Raw genomic sequence first — 20,385 nt, forward strand, 5'->3', positions numbered from 1 at the left:
CGTCGAGCACCTTGGTCTTCACACCCGTGCGCCGACGAGCACGGGGGAGAGGAACATCCGGTGCCCCGCCAGCGCATCGCGCAGGTCGTCGACGTAGCCGAGGAAGGTGAAGCCTTGTCCCGCGAACTCCTCAGTCGTCCCCTCCGGCGCGTGGCCGATGACGTCGACGTGCAGGTCGAGACCGTCTGCCCGCAGCAGGGGGAGGACTTCATCGCGCAGGTGTCGCAGGGCGGCGACGTTGGGGCCGTAGTGCAGCACCCCGAGGAAGACGGCCCGTGCCGCCTCGGCGCTCCGCGGGTCGACGGGCGGGCGCGGCGCGACTGCCATCGGCAGCGTCTCGACGGGCCGCTCGGATCGGTCGGCGAGGTGCCGCGCCTCGTCGGCGCCGGTGAGCGCGGTGACCTCCACGGTCCGGGAGATGTGGATCTCGCGGGCCACCGCCCTTCGTGCCTCGAGGCCGAGCGCGCGGCGCGTGGCCCACTCCAGCGGCGGCAGGAGCGAAGGGGGGAACCTCCCCGCCATGTAGCCGAGGACCGAGTCATTGCCCTCGGCGAACTCCTTGGAGGCGTAGCGCAGCGAGAGCAGGTCGTCGAGGTGGGCGACGACCGGCAGCCCGGTCGCCTCGGCCGCGGCGACCGTGCGCATCGTGTCGGCGACGACGAACCCGGCGCCGCACTCGCGCGCGACCGCGGCCACGCGCTCGCGGATCTCGCGGGAGTCGAAGACCGCCTCGTTGAGGCAGCGCCGCGTCGCCAGCGCGCGCCCGGCGGCCACGACGGTCCGCGGCAGCGACATCGTTGGGATGCGGACCACGCGGGCACCGCACCACTCGTCGGGACCGGCTTCGTCGGTCAGGGCCGCGACGGTCACCGTCCGGCCAGCGCTCTGCAGCGACCGCACGGCGGTCTCGAGGACGGCGATGCGGCCGGTGCGCGGCGCGGTGGGATTACGGGCGGCGACCAAGAGTGCCCCCCGTGAGTGGTCGTTGCTCACGATGGGCACTCTAGACGGAGGGCGGCCAGGGGTTGATGGCTCGTCGGACCCGGCCGCGGAGCGACTTGGAGGCTGCGCGGTTGCGTCCCCGGCCGGCCGCCGCACGGACCAGCACCTCGCGGTAGCCGTCGACCATGGCCGCCTGGGTGTGGGCCGCGGTGTGTGCGGCGAGCCGGGCGCGGTAACCCGCCAAGGACTGCGGGTTGCGCACCAGCTGCTCCACCCTGTCGGCGAGGGACGCCGCGTCATCGGGGACGAAGAGCGGACCACAGGGGCCGATCGCCTCGGGCAGGCCGCCGAGGTCGGCGCCGACGACGACGCACCCGGCAGCGGCCGCCTCGAGCGCGACGGTGCCAAAGGCCTCGGGCACCCGCGACGGGACCACGGCGATCGCGTGCTCGTTGAGCAGGGTGTTGGCCCGCGGCCCGTCGACGGCCCCGACCCAGGCGATGCGCTCGCCGACGCCCAGGGAGTCGGCGAGCGACTCGAGGGCGGGTCGCTCGGGCCCGTCACCCATGACGGTCAGTCGCACGTCTGTGCCTCGGCCAGCGAGGAGGGCGACGGCGTGGACGAGCAGGTCTACGCCCTTGTCCTCGGTGAGTCGTCCGAGATAGGCGAGCGAGGTCGCGTCCCGGGAGGTCGGCGGCACGATCGTGCTGAAGACGTCGTCGCGATAGCCGTTGGGGATGACCGTCGTGATCTGGGGGAGGTGGGTGGCCATGTGGTGACTCGTCGCCGTGAGCTCGTCCGCGCCCTCGATGAGTGCGTACTTGGCGTGGTACTTCGCCCGGGTCACCCGCGACATGGCCTGCCCCGGCAGGCTGACGTGCTGGCGGATCGCCATGACGATCGGCGTGCGCGTCACCGCCTGGGGCCACCAGAACTGCAGGCAGGGATTGTTGTGGAGCACCACTTCCGCGCCTCGCACGACGCCGAGCAGCTCACCAGGCGCGGGTTCCCGGACGACGCGGAAAGGGAAAGCTGCGTCGTCGTGGTCGTCCTCGGTGTGGGTCACCACGACGATCTCGTCGCCGTGTCGCTCGGCGAGGCCGCGAGCGATGACCTGCGCGGTCATCTCCACGCCGCCCAGGTCGGGGTGAAACCGGTGCACCATGATGGCCACGCGCATGGGTGCCCCCTCCTGCCCCTGACGGTGATGGCCCACAGAGTATCCTCGCCGCGGGGATGTGCACCGTCGCCGACGCACCCGCCGCACGATGGGGAGATCAATGGGGTTTGTGGTTGCGCTCAACCGGGACCGGGACTCGTACCAGGTCCCCGTGGCGCTCGCCGAGGTCGGGCAGCTCGACCAGTTCGTCACCGACTACTACGAGGGCTCCGGCCTGCGCCTGCCGACGCTCGGGCACCGACACGACCCGGCGATCCCGCCGGCGCTCGTCACCTCGTCGATGACGACGGTGCTCCACCAGCTGCCCTACGAGGTGGCCAACCGACGCGGCCCCGCGGAGTTCCCCACCTACCGCGTCGAGAAGGCGCTCGGCGCCGCCACCGCCAGAGTTGCCCGTCGCAGCCGCGAGTCCTCGCTGCTGCTCTACAGCGGGAGTGCGCTCGAGGCATTCCGCGGCCCGAGCACGGGGCAGCGGATCCTCTTCCAGTACCACCCGGGGCCGGCCTACCTCGAGGGCATCATGGACGGGCTCGACGAGCTCGAGCACGCCGGTGACTGGGCGCCGCAGTCCGAGGTCGTCGACCCGCGCATGGAGGTCCGGCACCGCGGCGAGGTCGAGGCGGCCGACAGCTACCTGTGTGCGTCGACGCTCACCGCCCGCGGCCTGATCCACAACGGCGCCGACCCGGCCCTCGTCTCCGTCGTGCCGTACGGCTGCCCGCCGCCCACGACCCTGCCCAAGCCCGCGCCGGGGGACCGCGTGAGGTTCCTCTTCGTCGGCAAGGGCAGCCAGCGCAAGGGTGTCCACCTGCTCCTCGAGGCCTGGCAGCAGGCCTCGCTCGACGACGCCGACCTCGTGCTCGTCGCCAACTTCACCGACCCCGAGATCGAGCGCATCGCCAAGTCCGCCCCCGGGGTGGCGATCCTCAGCAAGCTCTCCCGCGAGGACCTGGCGCGCGAGTTCGTCGCCGCCGACACCTTCGTCCTCCCGAGCCTGCTCGAGGGCTTCGGCCTCGTGCTCGGGGAGGCGCTCGCGCACGGCTGCCGCATCATCGCCACGAGCCACACCGGGCTCGTCGACCTCGACCTGCCTGACGAGTTGGCGACCGTCATCGAGCCGGGTCGTGTCCAGCCCATCGTTGAGGCGCTGCAGGCTGCACGCTCCACCGCACAGGCGGAGCGGCCGTACCACGAGCTCGCCCTCGAGTACGCCGCCCGCGTCTCGTGGGAGTCCTTCCGCGCGGGCATCCGCAGGGCTGCCGGGTGCAGCGACGTGGTGGTCCCATGACGGCTCCTGCCGGTCACGTCCTGACGATGGCTGATGCCGTGACCCTCGCCAACGCCATGCTCGCGCGCGAGGGGCGCCGGCGCGGCTGGCGCTACGTCATCGTCAAGGGCCGCCCGGCCACCGACAGCGGGCTGCGGTCCAAGGCCTCCTGCTCGGACGTCGACATCCTGCCCGCCCCGGAGCACCGCGAAGCCGTGGGGCGCTTCCTCGAGGGGCTCGGCTGGCGCACCCGACCGGTCGACTCCCACGACAACGGATTCCCGATCCACGGGATCAGCTACTTCCACCCCGGCTGGCCGTGCGACATCGACGTGCACGACTACCTGCCCGGCTGCGACCGCCCCACCGACCAGGTCGTCGAGGCGTTGACGGCCTCCGGCGCCACCGCCCCGATGGCCAGCGAGGTCGTCCCGGTGCCCGACGCCGCCGGTCACGTCGTGGTGCTCGCCACGAGCGTGCTGCGCAGCGACGACGCCGGCGTGGGACGCAGGCTCGTCGACGAGCTGATGCAGCGGGCTGCCGAGCTGGCTCCGGCGGACGAGGTCCTCGCCATGGCCAGGGCGACCGGGTCGGTCGCAGCGCTCGCCGACTTCCTGCGTGACACCTACCCGGGCATCGAGCTCGGCCACGTGCCCGAGCCCTCCCGCGAATGGGTCCTGCGCACCACCGCACGCTCGTCCGCGTCCATCCGGCTGGTCACCATCCTCGAGGCTCCTTGGCGCCAGCGGCCGGTCATGCTCTACCGCGCCCTCGTCCCCACCCGGGAGGCGATGGCCAACAAGGACCTGCACATCCTCGAGGTCTCCCGCCGACAGGTCTGGCGCCGCCGGTACCAACGTCTGGTGACCGCCCTTCGCTCGCTGCCGACCATCGCGGGTGAGGTGCGCGACTATCGCCGCACCCGCCCTTCGGCCTGAGCCTTACCCTTGGCGCCATGAGGGATCTGTCCGGGTTCACCGGGGTGGGGTACGACAAGGGGCGGTCGCGGATGTGGCAGGCGGCCTGGCTGGCGGTCCAGGGACTGCTGCTGCAGCACTGGTGGTGCCCGGCGGGGGTGCGGATCGCCGTGCTGCGACGCTTCGGTGCGACGATCGGCGAGGGCTGCCTGGTGCGGCACCGGGTGCGCATCCACTGGCCGTGGAAGCTCACGCTCGGCGACAACGTGTGGATCGGGGAGCAGGCTTGGATGCTCAACCTGGAGCCGATCACCGTCGGCTCCAACACGTGCATCTCCCAGGACGTCTTCGTGTGCACCGGCAGCCACCAGTTCCACGACGACCACTTCGAGTTCGACAACGCGCCCATCACCATCGGCGAGCGGTGCTGGCTGGCCGCCCGCTCCACCGTCCTGCGCGGCGTCACCATCGGTGACGACTCCGTCGTCGGTGCCGGCGCCCTCGTCGTCGCCGATGTGCCGGCCGGCAGCAAGGTCCTCGCGCCCATCGGCGAGGCCACCTCGGTGAGGAGCGCCCGAGACTGATGCGGATCCTGCACGTCGTCTCCCTCGTCGACCCCGACGGGGCCTTCGGCGGCCCCCTGCGCGTGGCCATGAACCAGGCCAACGCCCTGCGGGCCGCCGGTCATGACGTCGTCGTCGCCGCCGGGGCGCGGGGGTGGGAGGGCGAACTGCCCACGCACTTCGGCGACGACCCCGTCACGCTCTTCCCCGCCCACCAGGCGCTGCCCGGCACCGGCTTCGCCGGACTCGTCTCACCCGGGCTGCTCGCCTGGCTGCGACGGTGGGCGCCGACGGCCGATGTCGTGCACCTGCACCTCGCCCGCGACCTCGTCACCCTGCCCGCCGGACGTCTGCTCAAGGCGCTCGGCCTGCCCTACGTCGCCCAGACGCACGGGATGATCGACGCCTCCGACTCGCCCCTCGTACCGCCGCTCGACGCCGGCCTCACCCGTCCGGTCCTGCGCGGGGCGCGGGCGGTTTTCGCCCTCACGGAGCTCGAGCGGTCCGACCTCGAGGAGGTCGTCCCCGGGCTGGGCGGCATCACGGTGCTGCACAACGGGGTCCCCGAGACCTCGCTGCGTGCCGACCCGGTCGGGGCACGTGAGGTCCTCTTCCTCGCCCGGGTCGCCCCGCGCAAGCGGCCGGCCGTCTTCGTCGCCGCCGCCCAGATCGCGGCACGAGAGCATCCGGACGTCACCTTCACGGTCTGCGGGCCGGACGAAGGGGAGGGCGACGCCCTGCGCGCGGCGCTCGCGACCGACGACGCCGACGGCCGCATCACCTACGAGGGCGCCGTCGCGCCCGAGGCGACCCTCGAGCGGATGACCCGCGCGGCCGCCTACGTGCTCCCGGCCGTCGAGGAGCCCTACGGCATGACCGTCGTCGAGGCCATGAGCGTCGGGCTGCCCACGGTCGTCATGAGCGACTGCGGTCTCGCAGGTGCCGTCGCCGAGACCGGGGGAGAGGTCGTGACCGGGCTCGAGGCGCAGCCGCTCGCCGATGCGATGTCTCGGCTGCTCGCCGACCCGCAGCGTCGGGCGACGGCGGGCGCGGCCGGGGTCGCCTGGGTGCGTGAGCACGTGACCATGGAGTCGGTCGTCGAGCGGCTTCTCGACGCGTACCGTGCGGCGTCGCGATGATCCCGGCTGCACTGACGACGGTTGCCTGCCTGCTCGTCGTGTGGTTGCTGCGCAATCGGACCGTCTGGGTCCTCGGCCTGATCATGGCGCTGTACGTGGCGATCCCATCGCAGGCGGACGGACTCATCGTTCCCTTCCTCCACCCCGCGTCGTACTTGACGCTTGCGTTAGTGGGTCAGCACCTGGTCACCCGTGACAGATCCGAGCTGAGGCTGTTGGTCCGTCCGGGCGTCCCGGTCATCATCGGTCTTGTCTTGGTCATGTCGCTCAGCATGTTGGACTTGCTCAACCCGTGGCAGTCTGATCCGCAATGGGTGGTCAGCACCGATCTGCGCATCTTCGTCGTCCCGTTCTTGCTCTTCCCGTTGACTCTCATCGAGCTGAGGCGCCGACCTGCGTCCCAAAAGACCCTGAGACGGCTCCTGCTGATCATGGCGCTGGTCCAGGTCGTCATTGCTTATGTTCAGTACACCTCCGACATGGAGCAATGGGTCTTCTGGCGCAGTTACTACGAACTCTCGTACTGGTGGACGGACACCTTCCCCATCCCGCTCGGCACAATGGGGCACCCCCTGCAGCTGGCCGCCTTCCTCGCCATGTGTATCCCGCTCCTCGCGCGGCTGAAGTCGCCGATCACCGCCGTGATCATCTCGGGTGTGCTGCTTTACGCCTGCGCACTCAGCACGGGACGCGCGTCCACAGCACTAGCGGCACTGGGGGTCGTCTTCGTGATCGTGTGGCACGGTCGACGCTGGCTCGCAGCCGGAGCGGCGGCCGCCTTGGCCGGTGCACTCGGGTTCGAGTTCTGGCGCAGTGAGGGAGCCGCCGCCCTCCGCGACAAGGTCCAGGACGATCAAGGGTCTGCTCGGCTACGAGCGCAGGCGCTGCAGTGGGCCATCGAACACCTTGACGAGTACCTGTGGTTTGGTTACCCGGGAGGTCATGACCTAAGGGGCACCGGGATCCTCCGCTCCAGCTTGGAGAACGGATACCTCATCGCGGGGCTGGCCTTTGGCCTGACCTTCTCCTTGGGCCTGCTCTTGCTTCACCTGTACACGATGCTCCGTCCGATTGTCGCCACCCGAGCAGCTACGCCCGAGACGGTCGCGACGTTCACCGTGTGGGTCGGTTTCTTCGCGTCGAGCTCCTTTATGGGATACGCCGTCGACGGCCGATCCTTCTGGCTGATCGCGGCGATGGCGTGGGCGGCGGCGTTCCCGCTCACAACGAGCGAGGCGACGCTCGATCAGGGGCAGACAGATGCCGGCGCCGACAGCTCCGTGTCTACTGGGACGACTCCAGGTCTGTCAGCTGCCGGCTGATCGCCCGGCCCAGCTTGCGCGCACCCGAGGCCGTGGGGTGGAGGCCGTCGAAGGTGTCATCCGGGTCGCGCCAGGTGTAGTCGACGGTTCGTATCGACGTCCACGGGTCGATGAAGTGAAATCCGTGTGCGCGTGCGCCGCGTTTGACGGCGGCGTTCCAGGCGCTGATCTCCTTGGCGCTGCGATCCCTCATGGGCCCAACTGCGACGATCACGACGGTGGCATCCCTCGACCCAGTGGAATGCCGGTGATGCTTGACGATGTTGCGCACGAACTGCGCAGGGGTGCTCTCGGCCGTCCTGAGGTCGTTGGTTCCGAGGGCGTACACGACGATGTCTCCGCGAAAGTCGCTGCGGATGTCGTCAAGGGCGCGCGCGGACGTCAGGCCGCCTCGGGCCGAACCTCCGACAAAGCGAAACGAGCTGTTGTCGATGTGTTTCACCCACGATCTGGGTCCCAGATCTCCGGTGGAGATGCTCGGTGAGTCGCCCTGCGTGATTGAGTCCCCGTGCGCCACCAGACGTAGCCGCCCGTCCTGCTCGGGGACGTGTTGGATGGGGCTGCTTCCGGATCCGGCGGCCTGTGAGCCACCATCGCGCGTGGCGGCCAAGGCTGCGACAGCGACGGCCACCACGGCCAGAACCAGCAACGCCACGGACGATCGAGATCGCATCGCTATCCCCCCAGACTTGTCAGACCACCGTGAGTGTAGGTGCCAGGTGGCGGTAGCGGGAGCGCTAGTGTGCCACCGTGGACGGGCAGGAGATGTGGGGTCGTGAAGCGGATGTCATCTGGATGGCAGGTGCCGATGGCAGTCTGCTGATCCTCGCCGACGACGCCGAGCTGCCCATCCATGTGGGGGCGCCCGGCCTGATGCTCTGGGAGGCCTTGGCCCAGCCTCGGTCTCTGCCCGACCTGGCCGCCACGCTGAGCTCGGACGGGGAGGCCGACGAGCTGCTACCCGACCTGCGCTCTCTGCTCGACACGCTTGCATCTCTCGACGCCTGCCTCGTCCTTCCGGGCGGGGAGTATGGAGATCCTGCTGAGCCTCTAGGATGACCCGGACTGCTGACTGCTGGGCGTGTGGGGGAACTCAGGCGCGTCCACATCTCGAGGGAACACTGTGACGACTACGGACTCGACTTCACGGGCGACGATCGACCTGACCCGCCTGCGGCGCTTGGTCTTTGGCCACTGGCGGGCGATCGTGGCTGGTCTGCTCGTCGGCCTGCTGTTGGCCGCGATCTGGAGCTTTTTCCAGCCGCGGAAGTACACGGCCGATGCCATCGCGATCGTGAGCACCGGGAGCGTCGACAACCTCGGGATCGCCGTCTCTGCGGACAATTTGGCGCGTGCCAAGGCGACGCAGTACCAGGAGCTGGCGAAGTCGCGCGCCGTCGAGGAGCGGGCGGTGGAGCTCGCGAGCGAGACGGCTCAGCAGTCCGGTCGCCCGGAGCCGGTGCTGCAGGGGTTGAGCGTCGCCGTCCCGGTGGACACCCCGCAGATCACCCTGTCGGTCACGGCCTCAACCCCGGAGGATGCACGCGATCTGGCGGACGCGTACGTCAAGGCGTTGGGGGAGAGCGTCGAGGAGATCGAGACCGCAGGCGCCCCGGCCAGCGGCGAGGACCAAGGGTCGAGCACGTCTCAGACTTCCATCATCCAGCTGTTGCCCTTCGTCGAAGCGCGGGTGCCGAGCGGTCCGTCGTACCCGCCGACCAAACTGGCTCTTGCCACTGGGGCGCTGATCGGCCTCCTCGTCGGGCTCGCATACGCCGCGGTGCGCAGCGCCTTCGACCGACGGATCCGCTCCGTCAAGGCGCTCGAGGAGATGGGATTGAGCGCAGTCGGCACGATCCCCAAGACCGACAAGGCTTCCCACTCGACGACGATCGTCAAGGAGGCCTTCAAGGAGCTGCGGACCAACCTGCAGTTCATGAACCCGGACCACCCGCCGCGCGTCGTCGTCGTGACGAGCGCGCTGCCCGCGGAGGGCAAGTCGACGGTGGCCGCCAATCTGGCGATCTCCCTGGCCGAGTCCGGTCGACCCGTGACCCTGGTCGACGGAGACCTGAGGCGGCCGACTGTCGCCCAGTCCTTCGGGCTCGTCGGGTCCGTCGGCCTGACGGACGTCGTCGTCGACCGGTTGGCGATGGACGACGCACTGCAGCACGACCCGCGCAACCCCGATCTGGCCGTCCTGGCTGCCGGGACCATCCCACCCAACCCGAGTGAGATCTTGGCCTCGGACCGGCTCGCCCACGCGATCGAGACGCTGGCCAAGGACTCGATGGTCATCATCGATGCACCTCCGCTGCTGCCGGTCACCGATGCCGCCATCCTCGGCGCTCGCTTTGACGGCGTGCTCGTCGTCGTCAATGCCGGCTCGACGACCATCGACGAGCTCGCCAAGACCCGTGACTCGCTCGAGCGCGTCAACGCGCACATGCTCGGTGCCGTGCTCAACCGGGTACCCACGGGCAAGCTCGAGGGCGGCGCCTACAGCTACTACGGGTCGCGCTACGGCTACGAGTACCAGACGACCGAGCCCGATGAGTCAGGCGAAGGCGCACCGACCCGGCGAGCACGCCAGCAGCAGCGCAAGAAGAAGAGCACTCGCGACGCCAGCTCACGCGTCCTGCGCTGAGCTCGGCCGAGACAGCCGTGGGCGGATCCCTGCAGAAGTTCTTCTGGTCCTTCGTCGCGACCTTCGTCCCACCACTGGCCTCCTTGGCCACCGCCCCTCTGCTGGCGCGCGGTCTGGGGGTCGTCGGCCGCGGTGAGGTCGCGGCCTCGACCGCGCCGTGGATGTTTGCGACCGCTGTGGGGGCCTTCGGTCTGCCCGAGGCCGTGACCTACTTCGCGGCACGACATCCGCACGCTGCGCGACGGATCCACCAGCACGGACTGCTGCTCGTCGCCGTCACCGCGGTCGCCGCGGCTGCTGCCGTCCACGTGCTTGCTGGGCCGCTCTCGTCCGGCAACGAGCGACTCGAGAGCCTCATCCAGATCTCGGCCTGGGCGTGCGTGCCCCTGCTGCTCCTGCGCGTCCCCCAGGCCGTCCTCACCGGTTACCAGCTGTGGCGCGTCCTCGCCACGGGACAGCTGGTCGTGTCTGTCGTCCGCCTCGCCTCCGTCGTCCTCCTCTTTGCGACCGACACGCTCACGCCGCTGACGGCGACCCTCAGCGTGGTCCTCACCCCGCTCGTGGCGCTCCTCCTCTACATCCCCAAGAGTCGTGCGGTGCTGCGGGACGCGGACGGGACCCGCACGGAGGCGTCGGTGCAGCCGGAGTGGAGGGACGTCGCCGGTTACGGGCTGCGGGTCTGGCTCGGCGCGCTGTCCGGCATCGTGCTCACCCGGATGTCGCAGGTGCTGATGGTGCCCCTGTCTGACGAGGTCCACGCCGGCATCTTCGCCATCGCCGTGACGATCGGCGAGCTCCCGCTGCTTGTCAGCAGCGCCGTCCGTGACGTGATCTTCGCGGCCGATGCTGCTGACCTCGACAGCTCAAATCTCGAGCAGGTGGCGCGGATTACGACCTTTGTGACCTTCCTGGCGGGCGCGGGCATCGGGCTGACGTTGCCCTTTGTGGTCCCGTGGGCCTTCGGCACGGAGTTCACGCCCTCGGTGGTGGTGGCGTACCTGGTCATCGCGGCTACGGTCCTCGGGTCCACAGGCTCGGTCGCCGGGGCCGGCCTCGGGGCACGCGGACGCCCGGGTTTGCGGAGTTGGTCGATGATGTGGGGTGCCTTGGCCAACCTGACCGTCCTGATCGTCATGGTGCCTTGGGTGGGGGCCGCCGGGGGCGGATGGGCCATGCTCGCAGGCAACACCATTGCCGGTAGCCTCAACGTCGTCTGGCTGCACCGCAGGTTTGGGTACGACTGGCGCCAGTTCTACGGTCTACGTCGCCGCGACGTCGTCGCCATGCGGTCGGCAGGGCGCAAGATCACCAAGCGGTCCACGAAGCAGGAGGCAACCTGATGCACATCGACCCGTCCCGGGCCGGGCGCGCCAAGGCCATCATGAAGGCGGCGCTCATCGCGCGCTACCGCCTGGTCAACCTCATGAGCCGGCGACGGGTGCTCGGTGACTGCCCGATGGACGTGTCAGTGACCTCCTACGGAGACCGGCTCGGCATTGTCGCCTACGTCATCGAGTCGTTGGCCGCGGGATCCGTGAGACCACGCCGCATGATCCTCTGGGTCGACGACCCGGCCTTCGAGACGAGTGACTACCCGATGCTCGAGAGGCTCGTCGCCAGAGGCTTGGAGATCAAGAGATGCACGGACTACGGTCCCCACAAGAAGTACTACCCCTACTGCGCTGACCCCCGAGAGGGCGACGGACCGCTCGTCACGGCGGACGATGACGTCTTTTACCCGCGGGACTGGTTAGCGACTTTGTGGTCGGCCCACCTAGCGACACCCGACCTGCTGCTGGGGCACAGAGCCATCTCGATCAACGTCGAGGCCGACGTCATCCAGCCATATGCCACGTGGGGCCGGGCTACCACCACCCAGCCCGACCACCGCACCTTCGTCACCGGCGTCGGCGGTGTCGTCTATCCCCCAGCCTTGATCGGTCATCTGCGCAGTCACGGCGAGGAATTCTTGGAGATCGCGCCACGTGCCGACGATGTCTGGATCAACTCGATTGCCGCACGTCACGGGATCCGGACCCGGTGGACGGGGGACCGGCTCACCGCGTGGAGCTTCCCCAGATCACAGGACAACGCACTGCACCACGAAAACGCTACGGGAGGGGGCAACGATCCCCAGGTCGCTCGAGCCTACGTTGGCCGAGCGCTCGCAGCCGTGCAGGACGACGCAAGGTCCTGACCTCTAGCGGAGGACCGATCCTTTCGGCCTACCTGCTTCCCCTTGTCCAGCGTCCTTCGCTCAACCCATCCACTCGCCCCACCCGTGGTGCAGGACGAGCCAGGCGATGAGGCCGTAGCCCGCCTGACCGGGGTGGACACCGTCGACGGAGGCGGCGATGTCCGACTCCCACTGGTCGTGGCCGGCGAGGGGGGTGAAGGTGTCGACGAAGGTGACGCCCCGGCGGTCGCACACGTCACGCTGCGCCTCGACGAGCTGGCGCAGCGCGTCGTTGGTCTGGGGGTCGGCGGCCGGGGGAGGGCCGACGACGAAGGCCGCGACGCCCTGGCTGCTCGCCTCGTCGAGGATGTTGGCGAGGTTCAGCCGCAGCCGGGCGATGGAGGTGCCGGCCTGCACGTCGGCGTGACCGAACTGCACGACGAGACGACGCTCGCTGACGTCGGCGAAGCGGCGCGCCCCCTCGACCTGCCAGCGCTCGGCGACGCCGCCGGAGGTCTCACCCCGCACCCCGAGGTTGTAGTGGGCGACGACCGCGCCCGGCACCTCGGTGCGGGCCATGACCCGACCGGTCCAGCCGAGCGCCTTTTCGTCACCGACACCCGCGACGAAGCTGTCCCCGATGAAGACGAGCGCGATCTCCCTCCGCCCTTCGTCGACGGCAAAGGACGCGCTCGGGGTGAACTGGTTGCCGGCAGCGTCGGTCATCTGGCCGCTCACTCGGGTACTCCTGAAGATCGGGGGTTGCTGGGTACTGCTGCCCGACGTTACTCGTCGTCGAGCTCGTCATCGTCGAGGCGTGCCAGCCACGACGCGAGTCGCTCGATCGGCGTCTCGAACTCCGGGTTGAGGTCGACGAAGGTGCGGAGCTGGTCACTCACCCACTCGAGAGTGACCAGCTCCTCACCACGCCGATCCGCGAGCTCTTCGATGCCGCGGTCGGTGAAGTACATCAGCGGTCGAAGGCGCGGCTGATCAGGTCAGCCTGCTCCTGCGCGTGCTTCTTGGCCGTGCCGGCCGCCGGGGAGGCCGACGGCGGGCGGGTCACCGCACGCAGCGCGCGGGTCTCGCCGTGCTCGGCCAGGTCCGCCGGCAGGTTCATGGCCAGGAAGGGCCACGCACCCTGGTTTTCCGGCTCCTCCTGCACGAGGACGATCTCCGCGTTGGGGTACTTCGCCAGCTCGGCGGCCAGCTCCTCACCCGGCAGCGGGTAGTACCGCTCGAGGTGGAGGATCGCGGTCTGCTCGTCGCCGCGCTTCTTGCGCTCGGCCTCGAGGTCCCACGTGACCTTGCCCGCCGCGACGATGACGCGGGTGACGTCCTCTCCCTTCGGCCCGACCATGTCCGGCAGGACCGCGCGGAAGGTGCCCTCGGTGAAGTCCTCCGGCTGGCTGCTCGCCGCCTTGAGCCGCAGCATCGACTTCGGGGTGAAGACGATGAGCGGGCGACGCGGCCGGTGGTAGGCCTGACGACGCAGCAGGTGGAAGTAGCTCGCCGGCGTCGACGGGAAGGCGACCGTCATGTTGTTTTGCGCGCACAGCGCGAGGAAACGCTCGATGCGCGCGGAGGAGTGGTCCGGCCCCTGGCCCTCGTAGCCGTGCGGCAGGAGGAGGACGACCGAGGAGTTCTGACCCCACTTCTGCTCCGACGAGGAGATGAACTCGTCGATGATCGACGCGGCGCCGTTGACGAAGTCACCGAACTGCGCTTCCCACATGACGAGCGCGTCGGGACGCTCCACCGAGTAGCCGTACTCGAAGCCGAGCGCGGCGAACTCCGACAGCAGCGAGTCGTAGACCCAGAAGCGGGCCTGGCCACCACCGAGGTAGTTGAGCGGCGTCCACTCCTCGCCGGTGTTCTTGTCGATGAGGACCGCGTGACGCTGCACGAAGGTGCCGCGACGCGAGTCCTGACCGGCCAGACGCACCGGGGTGCCGTCCATGAGCAGCGAGCCGACGGCGAGCATCTCGCCGGTGCCCCAGTCGATGCCGCCCTCGTGCACGGAGGCCGCGCGCTTTTGCATCGCCTGCTGCAGCTTGGGGTGGATCGTGAAGTCGGCCGGCGGGGAGTCGAAGACGTCGCCGATGTGCTTGAGGTCGGTCTCGGAGATCGCCGTCTCGGTCGCCGAGCGCGTCGTCTGGTCGCTCGTCTGCGCGGCGGGCCGCTCGAGGCCGGCGTTGTCCGGGGCGTCGGAACCGCTGTCGCCCGAGTCGCTCGTCGCGTCCGCCGGCGAGGCGGGAGCCTTGAGGGCCTCCTTGGTCTCGACGAAGACCCGCTCGAGCTGCGCCTGGTAGTCACGCAGCGCGGCGTCGGCCTCCTCCGGGGTGATGTCCTTGCGGCCGATGAGGCTCTCCGTGTACAGCTTGCGGACCGAGCGCTTGGACTCGATGAGCTTGTACATCAGGGGCTGCGTCATCGACGGGTCGTCACCCTCGTTGTGACCACGACGGCGGTAGCAGACGACATCGATGACGACGTCCTTGTGGAACTTCTGCCGGAACTCGAAGGCGAGCCGTCGGCGACCCGCACGCAGGCCTCCGGGTCGTCACCGTTGACGTGGAAGATCGGCGCCTGGATCATCCGCGCGACGTCGGTCGAGTAGACCGACGAGCGGCTCGCCGACGGCGAGGTCGTGAAGCCGACCTGGTTGTTGACGACGACGTGGATCGTGCCGCCGGTGCGGTAACCGCGCAGCTGGCTCTGCTGCAGGGTCTCGGCGACGACACCCTGACCGGCGAAGGCCGCGTCACCGTGCATGAGGATCGGCAGGACGGGGAAGTCCTCGCCGCCATGGTTGAGCCGGTCCTGCTTGGCGCGCACGATGCCCTCGAGCACCGGGTTGACCGCCTCGAGGTGGCTCGGGTTGGCCGCGAGGTAGACCTTCGTCGTCTCGCCGTCCTCACCGGTGAACTCGCCCTCGGTGCCGAGGTGGTACTTGACGTCGCCGGAGCCCTGGACGGACTTCGGGTCGAGCTGGCCCTCGAACTCGCGGAAGATCTGCCCGTAGGACTTGCCGGCGATGTTGGCCAGGACGTTGAGCCGGCCACGGTGCGGCATGCCGATGCAGACCTCGTCCATGCCCTCGCTGGCCGCGCGGGTGAGGATCCGGTCGAGCACGGCGATGACCGACTCGCCGCCCTCGAGGGAAAAGCGCTTCTGCCCGACGAACTTGGTCTGCAGGAAGGTCTCGAAGGCCTCCGCCGCGTTGAGCCGCCGCAGGATGCGCAGCTGCTCGTCGCTCGTCGTCTTGGCGTAGCCGACCTCGACGCGCTCCTGCATCCAGCGGCGCTGCGCCGGGTCCTGGATGTGCATGTACTCGATGCCGGTGGTGCGGCAGTACGAGTCGCGCAGGATGCCGAGGATCTTGCGCAGCTTGAGGAAGGGCTCGCCGCCGAAGCCGCCCGTGGCGAAGTGCCGGTCGAGGTCCCACAGCGTCAGGTCGTGGCTCGTGATGTCGAGGTCCTCGTGGCGACGCTGCTTGTACTCCAGCGGGTCGATGTCGGCCATGAGGTGACCGCGCACGCGGTAGGCGTGGATGAGCTCCTGGACACGTGCGACCTTGTTGATGTCGTCGTCGTGCGTGGTGGAGATGTCCTGCACCCAGCGCACCGGCTCGTAGGGGATGCGCAGGCTCTCGAAGATCTCGTCGTAGAAGCCCTCGGCACCGAGGAGCAGCTGGTGGACGACGCGCAGGAACTCGCCCGACTGCGCACCCTGGATGATGCGGTGGTCGTAGGTCGAGGTCAGCGTGAGGATCTTGGAGACGGCGTTGCGGTTGAGCGTCTCGGTGCTCGCGCCCTGCCACTCGGCGGGGTAGTCGAGAGCCCCGACGCCGATGATGGCGCCCTGGCCCTTCATCAGGCGCGGGATCGAGTGGACCGTGCCGATGCCGCCGGGGTTGGTCAGCGACATCGTCGTGCCCTGGAAGTCCTCGACGGTCAGCTTGCCGTCGCGGGCCTTCGTGACGACGACCTCGTAGGCCTGCCAGAAGGCCTTGAAGTCCATCGTCTCGGCCGGCTTGATCGCCGGGACCAAGAGCTGGCGGGAGCCGTCGTCCTTCTGCAGGTCGATGGCGATGCCCAGGCCGATGTGCGCGGGCTGGACGACGACGGGCTTGCCCTTGTCGTTCGTCGTGTAGCCGACATTCATCTCCGGCATCATCCGCAGCGCCTTGATGAGGGCGTACCCGATGATGTGGGTGAAGGAGACCTTGCCACCGCGGCTGCGCTTGAGGTGGTTGTTGATGACGATGCGGTTGTCGATGAGCAGCTTCGCGGGGACAGCGCGCACGCTCGTCGCCGTCGGGACCTCGAGCGAGGCCTCCATGTTGGTCACGACCCGGGCGGCAGCGCCGCGAAGGGGGGTGAGCACGTCCTCCTGGACCGGCGCCTCGGCCTTGGCGGGCTTCTGCTCCTCGCGCGGGGTCGGCTCGGCCTGCTTGGCCGCCTCGTCCTTCTTGGGCTCAGCCTTCTTGGGCTCGGCCTTGGCCTCTGCCTTCTTCGGTTCGGCCTTGGCGGGCTCGGCCTTGGCCGCTGCCTTGGGCTCGGCCTTCGCCTCGGGGGCGGCCTGCTGCGGGGCGGGGGCGGCCCCCTTCGCGCTGGTCCCGTTGTCGCCGCCGCCCTGACCCGGCGTGTAGTTCTCGAAGAACTCCCACCAGGCCTTGTCGACGCTGTTGCGGTCCTTCGTGTACTGCTCGTACAACTCGTCGACCAGCCACTCGTTGGGGCCGAAGTCGTTCAGGGACACGGAGCCATCCTGGGGGTCAGGCACGGCGCATACGCCTCTTTCGTCACAGTCGCGAATCGGGGCCCGAAGGCAGCGCGGACCCCACCGGGTCAGCCTAACGTGATGGACGCCATGCGCCACCCCCGCCTCCCCGCTCCCTTCCCCGTCCCACCTCCGCTCCCTGAGGAGGTCGCTCTGCGACCCACGACCACCGCTCCCTGAGGAGGTCGCTCTGCGACCCACGACCACCGCTCCCTGAGGAGGTCGCTCTGCGACCGTCTCGAAGGGAGGTTGGTGACGGCCCTTCGAGACGCTCGGCCGTGGACGGCCTCGCTCCTCAGGGACCGGGGGGGAGATTTCCGCTCCCTGAGGAGGCGCGCCAGCGCCGTCTCGAAGGGCAGGGACCGGGGGGGAGATTTCCGCTCCCTGAGGAGGTCGCTCTGCGACCGTCTCGAAGGGAGGTGGGGGCACAGACCGCGGGACCGCCCCCCTTCGTCAGGAGGACGGTCCCGCGGGTGAGGCGCGGTGCGCTACGTCAGGTGATGTCCTTGCGGTTGGACAGGATCGACCCGAGCAGGGTGAGGATCGCGGCGTAGCCGATGAGGATGAGCGCGCTCAGCCACCACGCGAAGTAGTAGCTGTCGCCGCCGCTCTCCACGGCACCGCCGCTCGGGTCGGCGGTGACGAGCATGCCGGTCGTGAGGTTGCCGGGGATGAACTTCGCGGCCGTCGTCCACCCGAGGATCGCGAAGGCGATGTTGAGGATGAGCTGACCGAGGAAGCCGAAGGCCACCGCGATGAGCACCGCCGCGATCTGGTTGCGCACGAGCATGCCGAAGCCGAAGCCGATGAGCGTCCACACGACCGTCGCGACGATCGAGGTGCCGTAGGTCGCGACGACGTCGCTGTTGCCGAGCAGCAGCGGCTGGTCCTTGAAGACCGTGAGGATCAGCGCACCGCCACCGACCGACGCGATGACGTGCACGACACCGAGGACAGCCCCGACGACGATGACCGCGAGGGTCTTGGCGACCGCGACGATCCACCGTCGTGGCGTCGCCAGGTAGGTGGCCGTCGCCGTCTTGTGCCGGTACTCGGTCGTGATGAGCAGGACGCCGAGCGCCAGCGGGAAGAGCGCCGACATGCTGCCGAACTCACCAAGCAGACCGGCGCTGTAGACCATCTGGCCGGTCGCGCCCGTCATCGAGTCGAAGCCTGCGCTCGAGCCGTCGGGGTTGGTCAGACCGATGAGCGAGGCGGCGGCCATCGACAGGAGGAAGGCGAAGGCCGCCATCCCGATGCCCATGCCCCACCACAGCTTGGTCGTGAAGATCTTGCGGATCTCGGACTTGATCGCACCCAGCATCAGCCGTTCGCCCCTTCCTGGCCCTCGATGGCGTCGGTCATCGCCGGCGCCGCCGAGCCCCCGGTGTCACCGAGGTTGCGGTTCGTGCCCTCGGTGAGGGAGAAGAAGAGCTGCTCGAGGTCCGCGGCGAGCGGACGCAGCTCGTGGACCGGGACACCGGCGCGAAGGGCGACATCGCCCACCAGACGCAGGTCCTCGGTCTCGGCGACGACGCCGCCGTCGTCCTGCAGCTTCGCCGGCACGTCGGCGACGCGCAGCGCACCGATGAGCGTGTCGGCGTCGGTCGTGCGCACGAGCGAGGTCGCGGCGCCGCGCAGGTCACCGACGGTGCCCTCCTTGACGAGCTTGCCGTTGGCGAGGATGACGACGTCGTCGACGGTCTGCTCGATCTCCTGCAGCAGGTGGCTGGAGACGAGGATCGTGCGCCCTTCGCTCGCGAGGTGGCGCAGGAAGCCGCGCAGCCAGCGGATGCCCTCCGGGTCGAGCCCGTTGGCCGGCTCGTCGAGGACGAGCAGGCGCGGGTCGCCGAGGAGCGCAGCCGCGAGGCCGAGCCGCTGGCGCATGCCCATGCTGTAGCCGCCGGCCTTCTTGCGGGCCGCGGCCGGGATGCCGGTGAGCTCGAGCAGCTCGTCGACACGCTTGTCGGGGATGCCGGAGGTCGCGGCGAGCACCCGCAGGTGGTCGCGACCGGAGCGCCCCGGGTGGAAGTTGGTCGCCTCGAGCGCCGACCCGACCACGCGCAGCGGCTGGTCGAGCTCACGGTAGGGCTTGCCGTCGATCGTCGCCGTGCCCTGGGTCTGCTTGACGAGGCCGAGCAGCATCCGCAGGCTCGTCGTCTTGCCGGCGCCGTTGGGGCCGAGGAAGCCGGTGATCCGGCCCGGCTCGACGTTGAAGCTGAGATCATCGACAGCGGTAAAACTGCCAAACCTCTTGGTGAGGTTGCGTACTTCGACGCGCGCTCCCGTGGTGGTCATGAAGTCCCCTTCATCGGTTGATGTCGGGTCCCATGCAACCATCCCGGGCGAAGGGGGACATCCACCCATCGGATGAATCGCGCCTCCCCCCACGGGTGGAGGCCCGCACCACCACCGCCCACCGCTCCCTGAGGAGGTCGCTCTGCGACTCGCCACCGCTCCCTGAGGAGGTCGCTCTGCGACTCGCCCCCGCTCCCTGAGGAGGTCGCTCTGCGACCGTCTCGAAGGGAGACCCACCCGCTCCTTGGGGAGGACTCGAAGGGCGACCCAGCCCACCTGCTCCCTGAGGAGGTCGCTCTGCGACCGTCTCGAAGGGAGACCCACCCGCTCCTCGGGGAGGACTCGAAGGGCGACCCAGCCCACCGCTCCCTGAGGAGGTCGCTCTGCGACCGTCTCGAAGGGAGGTGGGTGACGTCCCTTCGAGACGCTCGGCCGTGGACGGCCTCGCTCCTCAGGGACCGGTTGATGCTCCCTGAGGAGGTCGCTCTGCGACCGTCTCGAAGGGAGACCCCGGACCACTGTGGAAAACCTCCCTTCGCCCACCCCCGGACCTGCTGGGATCGAACCCATGGCCCACGTCTACATCCTTCGGTGCGCTGATGGTTCCTACTACGTCGGCAGCGCACGCAATCTCGAGTCGCGGATGCGGCAGCACGGTGAAGGTGGCGGATCGGCGTACACCAAGAGTCGGATGCCCGTCGAGCTCGTGTGGGCAGCCGAGACTCCTCGAGTGACGCAGGCATATGCCATCGAGCGCCAGATCCACGGTTGGTCACGCGCCAAGAAGGAGGCGCTGATCCGCGGCGACTTCGACGCGATCCAGATGTTGGCCCGTCGGCGGACCTGACGGTGCTCTCCCTTCGAGACGGTCGCAGGGCGACCTCTGGGTCCCGAGGAGGCGCGCCAGCGCCGTCTCGAGGGGCAGGGAGCACGGGGCTGGGTCTCCCTTCGAGACGGTCGCAGAGCGACCTCCTCAGGAAGCGGTGGCCGGACCTCCCTTCGAGACGGTCGCGGGGCGACCTCCTCAGGGAGCGGGGGTGGGGGTCTCCCTTCGAGACGGTCGCAGAGCGACCTCCTCAGGGAGCGGTGGTCGTGGGTCGCAGAGCGACCTCCTCAGGGAGCGGTGGTCGTGGGTCGCAGAGCGACCTC

17 protein-coding genes and 1 pseudogene are annotated in these 20,385 nt (G+C 69.4%); 10 read left to right on the top strand and 8 right to left on the bottom strand.

Features of this window, described 5'->3' with window-relative positions; genetic code table 11:
- Positions 1-18: 18 nt before the first annotated feature.
- Both B277_RS15795 and B277_RS04535 read right to left on the bottom strand, forming a co-directional pair.
- Positions 19-993 carry a glycosyltransferase family 4 protein gene (locus B277_RS15795; RefSeq protein WP_156811730.1) on the bottom strand — a complete coding sequence of 325 codons (975 nt, stop codon included), beginning with the start codon at positions 991-993 and terminating at the stop codon, positions 19-21.
- A gap of 10 nt (positions 994-1,003) precedes the next feature.
- A complete protein-coding gene (locus B277_RS04535) occupies positions 1,004-2,122 on the bottom strand; it encodes a glycosyltransferase family 4 protein (RefSeq protein WP_007925654.1) in 1,119 nt (372 codons plus the stop codon).
- Positions 2,123-2,222: 100 nt separating this feature from the next.
- Here B277_RS04535 and B277_RS04540 point away from each other — a divergent pair, with 100 nt between their 5' ends.
- Genes B277_RS04540 through B277_RS04560 form a run of 5 tightly spaced genes read left to right on the top strand, consistent with a single transcriptional unit; the run spans position 2,223 to position 7,330 of the window.
- Positions 2,223-3,410: a glycosyltransferase family 4 protein gene (locus B277_RS04540; protein ID WP_051987871.1), complete on the top strand. Its 1,188-nt coding sequence runs from the start codon at positions 2,223-2,225 to the stop codon at positions 3,408-3,410.
- Positions 3,407-4,327: a nucleotidyltransferase family protein gene (locus B277_RS04545; protein WP_007925659.1), complete on the top strand. Its 921-nt coding sequence runs from the start codon at positions 3,407-3,409 to the stop codon at positions 4,325-4,327. Before B277_RS04540 ends, B277_RS04545 begins: the two co-directional genes overlap by 4 nt.
- 17 nt (positions 4,328-4,344) lie before the next feature.
- Complete coding sequence (locus B277_RS04550) at positions 4,345-4,890, top strand: DapH/DapD/GlmU-related protein (protein WP_040880808.1); 546 nt, start codon at positions 4,345-4,347, stop codon at positions 4,888-4,890.
- Positions 4,890-6,008: a glycosyltransferase gene (locus B277_RS04555; RefSeq protein WP_007925663.1), complete on the top strand. Its 1,119-nt coding sequence runs from the start codon at positions 4,890-4,892 to the stop codon at positions 6,006-6,008. Before B277_RS04550 ends, B277_RS04555 begins: the two co-directional genes overlap by 1 nt.
- A complete protein-coding gene (locus B277_RS04560; RefSeq protein ID WP_007925665.1) occupies positions 6,005-7,330 on the top strand; it encodes a hypothetical protein in 1,326 nt (441 codons plus the stop codon). Before B277_RS04555 ends, B277_RS04560 begins: the two co-directional genes overlap by 4 nt.
- On the opposite strand, the gene B277_RS04565 is transcribed toward B277_RS04560, so the two are convergent.
- Complete coding sequence (locus B277_RS04565; protein ID WP_083853637.1) at positions 7,293-8,003, bottom strand: SGNH/GDSL hydrolase family protein; 711 nt, start codon at positions 8,001-8,003, stop codon at positions 7,293-7,295. The genes B277_RS04560 and B277_RS04565 overlap by 38 nt on opposite strands.
- Positions 8,004-8,080: 77 nt before the next feature.
- Between B277_RS04565 and B277_RS04570 the strand changes: the two genes are divergently transcribed.
- The 4 genes from B277_RS04570 (at position 8,081) to B277_RS04585 (ending at position 12,174) form a co-directional block, all read left to right on the top strand.
- Positions 8,081-8,389, top strand: a complete 309-nt coding sequence (locus tag B277_RS04570; RefSeq protein ID WP_007925673.1) for a hypothetical protein — start codon at positions 8,081-8,083, stop codon at positions 8,387-8,389.
- A gap of 64 nt (positions 8,390-8,453) precedes the next feature.
- Positions 8,454-9,977, top strand: coding sequence for a tyrosine-protein kinase domain-containing protein (locus B277_RS04575; protein ID WP_007925675.1), 1,524 nt, complete (start codon positions 8,454-8,456; stop codon positions 9,975-9,977).
- A 17-nt stretch (positions 9,978-9,994) separates the two neighbouring features.
- On the top strand, positions 9,995-11,317 hold the full coding sequence (locus tag B277_RS04580; RefSeq protein ID WP_007925684.1) for a lipopolysaccharide biosynthesis protein: 1,323 nt from the start codon (positions 9,995-9,997) through the stop codon (positions 11,315-11,317).
- Positions 11,317-12,174: a hypothetical protein gene (locus B277_RS04585; RefSeq protein WP_007925686.1), complete on the top strand. Its 858-nt coding sequence runs from the start codon at positions 11,317-11,319 to the stop codon at positions 12,172-12,174. Before B277_RS04580 ends, B277_RS04585 begins: the two co-directional genes overlap by 1 nt.
- 60 nt (positions 12,175-12,234) lie before the next feature.
- On the opposite strand, the gene B277_RS04590 is transcribed toward B277_RS04585, so the two are convergent.
- From B277_RS04590 to B277_RS04610, 5 genes and pseudogenes are all read right to left on the bottom strand, one after another.
- Positions 12,235-12,879 carry a GDSL-type esterase/lipase family protein gene (locus B277_RS04590; RefSeq protein ID WP_040880819.1) on the bottom strand — a complete coding sequence of 215 codons (645 nt, stop codon included), beginning with the start codon at positions 12,877-12,879 and terminating at the stop codon, positions 12,235-12,237.
- Positions 12,880-12,938: 59 nt separating this feature from the next.
- Positions 12,939-13,124 carry a DUF6104 family protein gene (locus B277_RS04595; protein WP_007925689.1) on the bottom strand — a complete coding sequence of 62 codons (186 nt, stop codon included), beginning with the start codon at positions 13,122-13,124 and terminating at the stop codon, positions 12,939-12,941.
- Positions 13,124-16,941: pseudogene (locus B277_RS04600) on the bottom strand (multifunctional oxoglutarate decarboxylase/oxoglutarate dehydrogenase thiamine pyrophosphate-binding subunit/dihydrolipoyllysine-residue succinyltransferase subunit). The gene B277_RS04595 and the pseudogene B277_RS04600 overlap by 1 nt, the downstream one beginning before the upstream one ends.
- A 490-nt stretch (positions 16,942-17,431) precedes the next feature.
- The gene (locus B277_RS04605) at positions 17,432-18,262 is read right to left on the bottom strand and encodes an ABC-2 transporter permease (RefSeq protein WP_007925690.1); all 831 of its coding nucleotides are present in this window, start codon (positions 18,260-18,262) and stop codon (positions 17,432-17,434) included.
- Positions 18,262-19,236 (bottom strand): ABC transporter ATP-binding protein, encoded by a 975-nt coding sequence (locus tag B277_RS04610; RefSeq protein WP_007925691.1) that lies wholly within the window; start codon positions 19,234-19,236, stop codon positions 18,262-18,264. The genes B277_RS04605 and B277_RS04610 overlap by 1 nt, the downstream gene beginning before the upstream one ends.
- A 568-nt stretch (positions 19,237-19,804) precedes the next feature.
- On the opposite strand from B277_RS04610, the gene B277_RS04615 reads away from it, so the two are divergent.
- Entirely contained in the window at positions 19,805-20,083 is a 279-nt protein-coding gene (locus B277_RS04615) for a GIY-YIG nuclease family protein (protein WP_007925692.1), read from the top strand.
- Positions 20,084-20,385 lie beyond the last annotated feature (302 nt).

It is taken from the genome of Janibacter hoylei PVAS-1 (assembly GCF_000297495.1).
Taxonomy (GTDB): domain Bacteria; phylum Actinomycetota; class Actinomycetes; order Actinomycetales; family Dermatophilaceae; genus Janibacter; species Janibacter hoylei.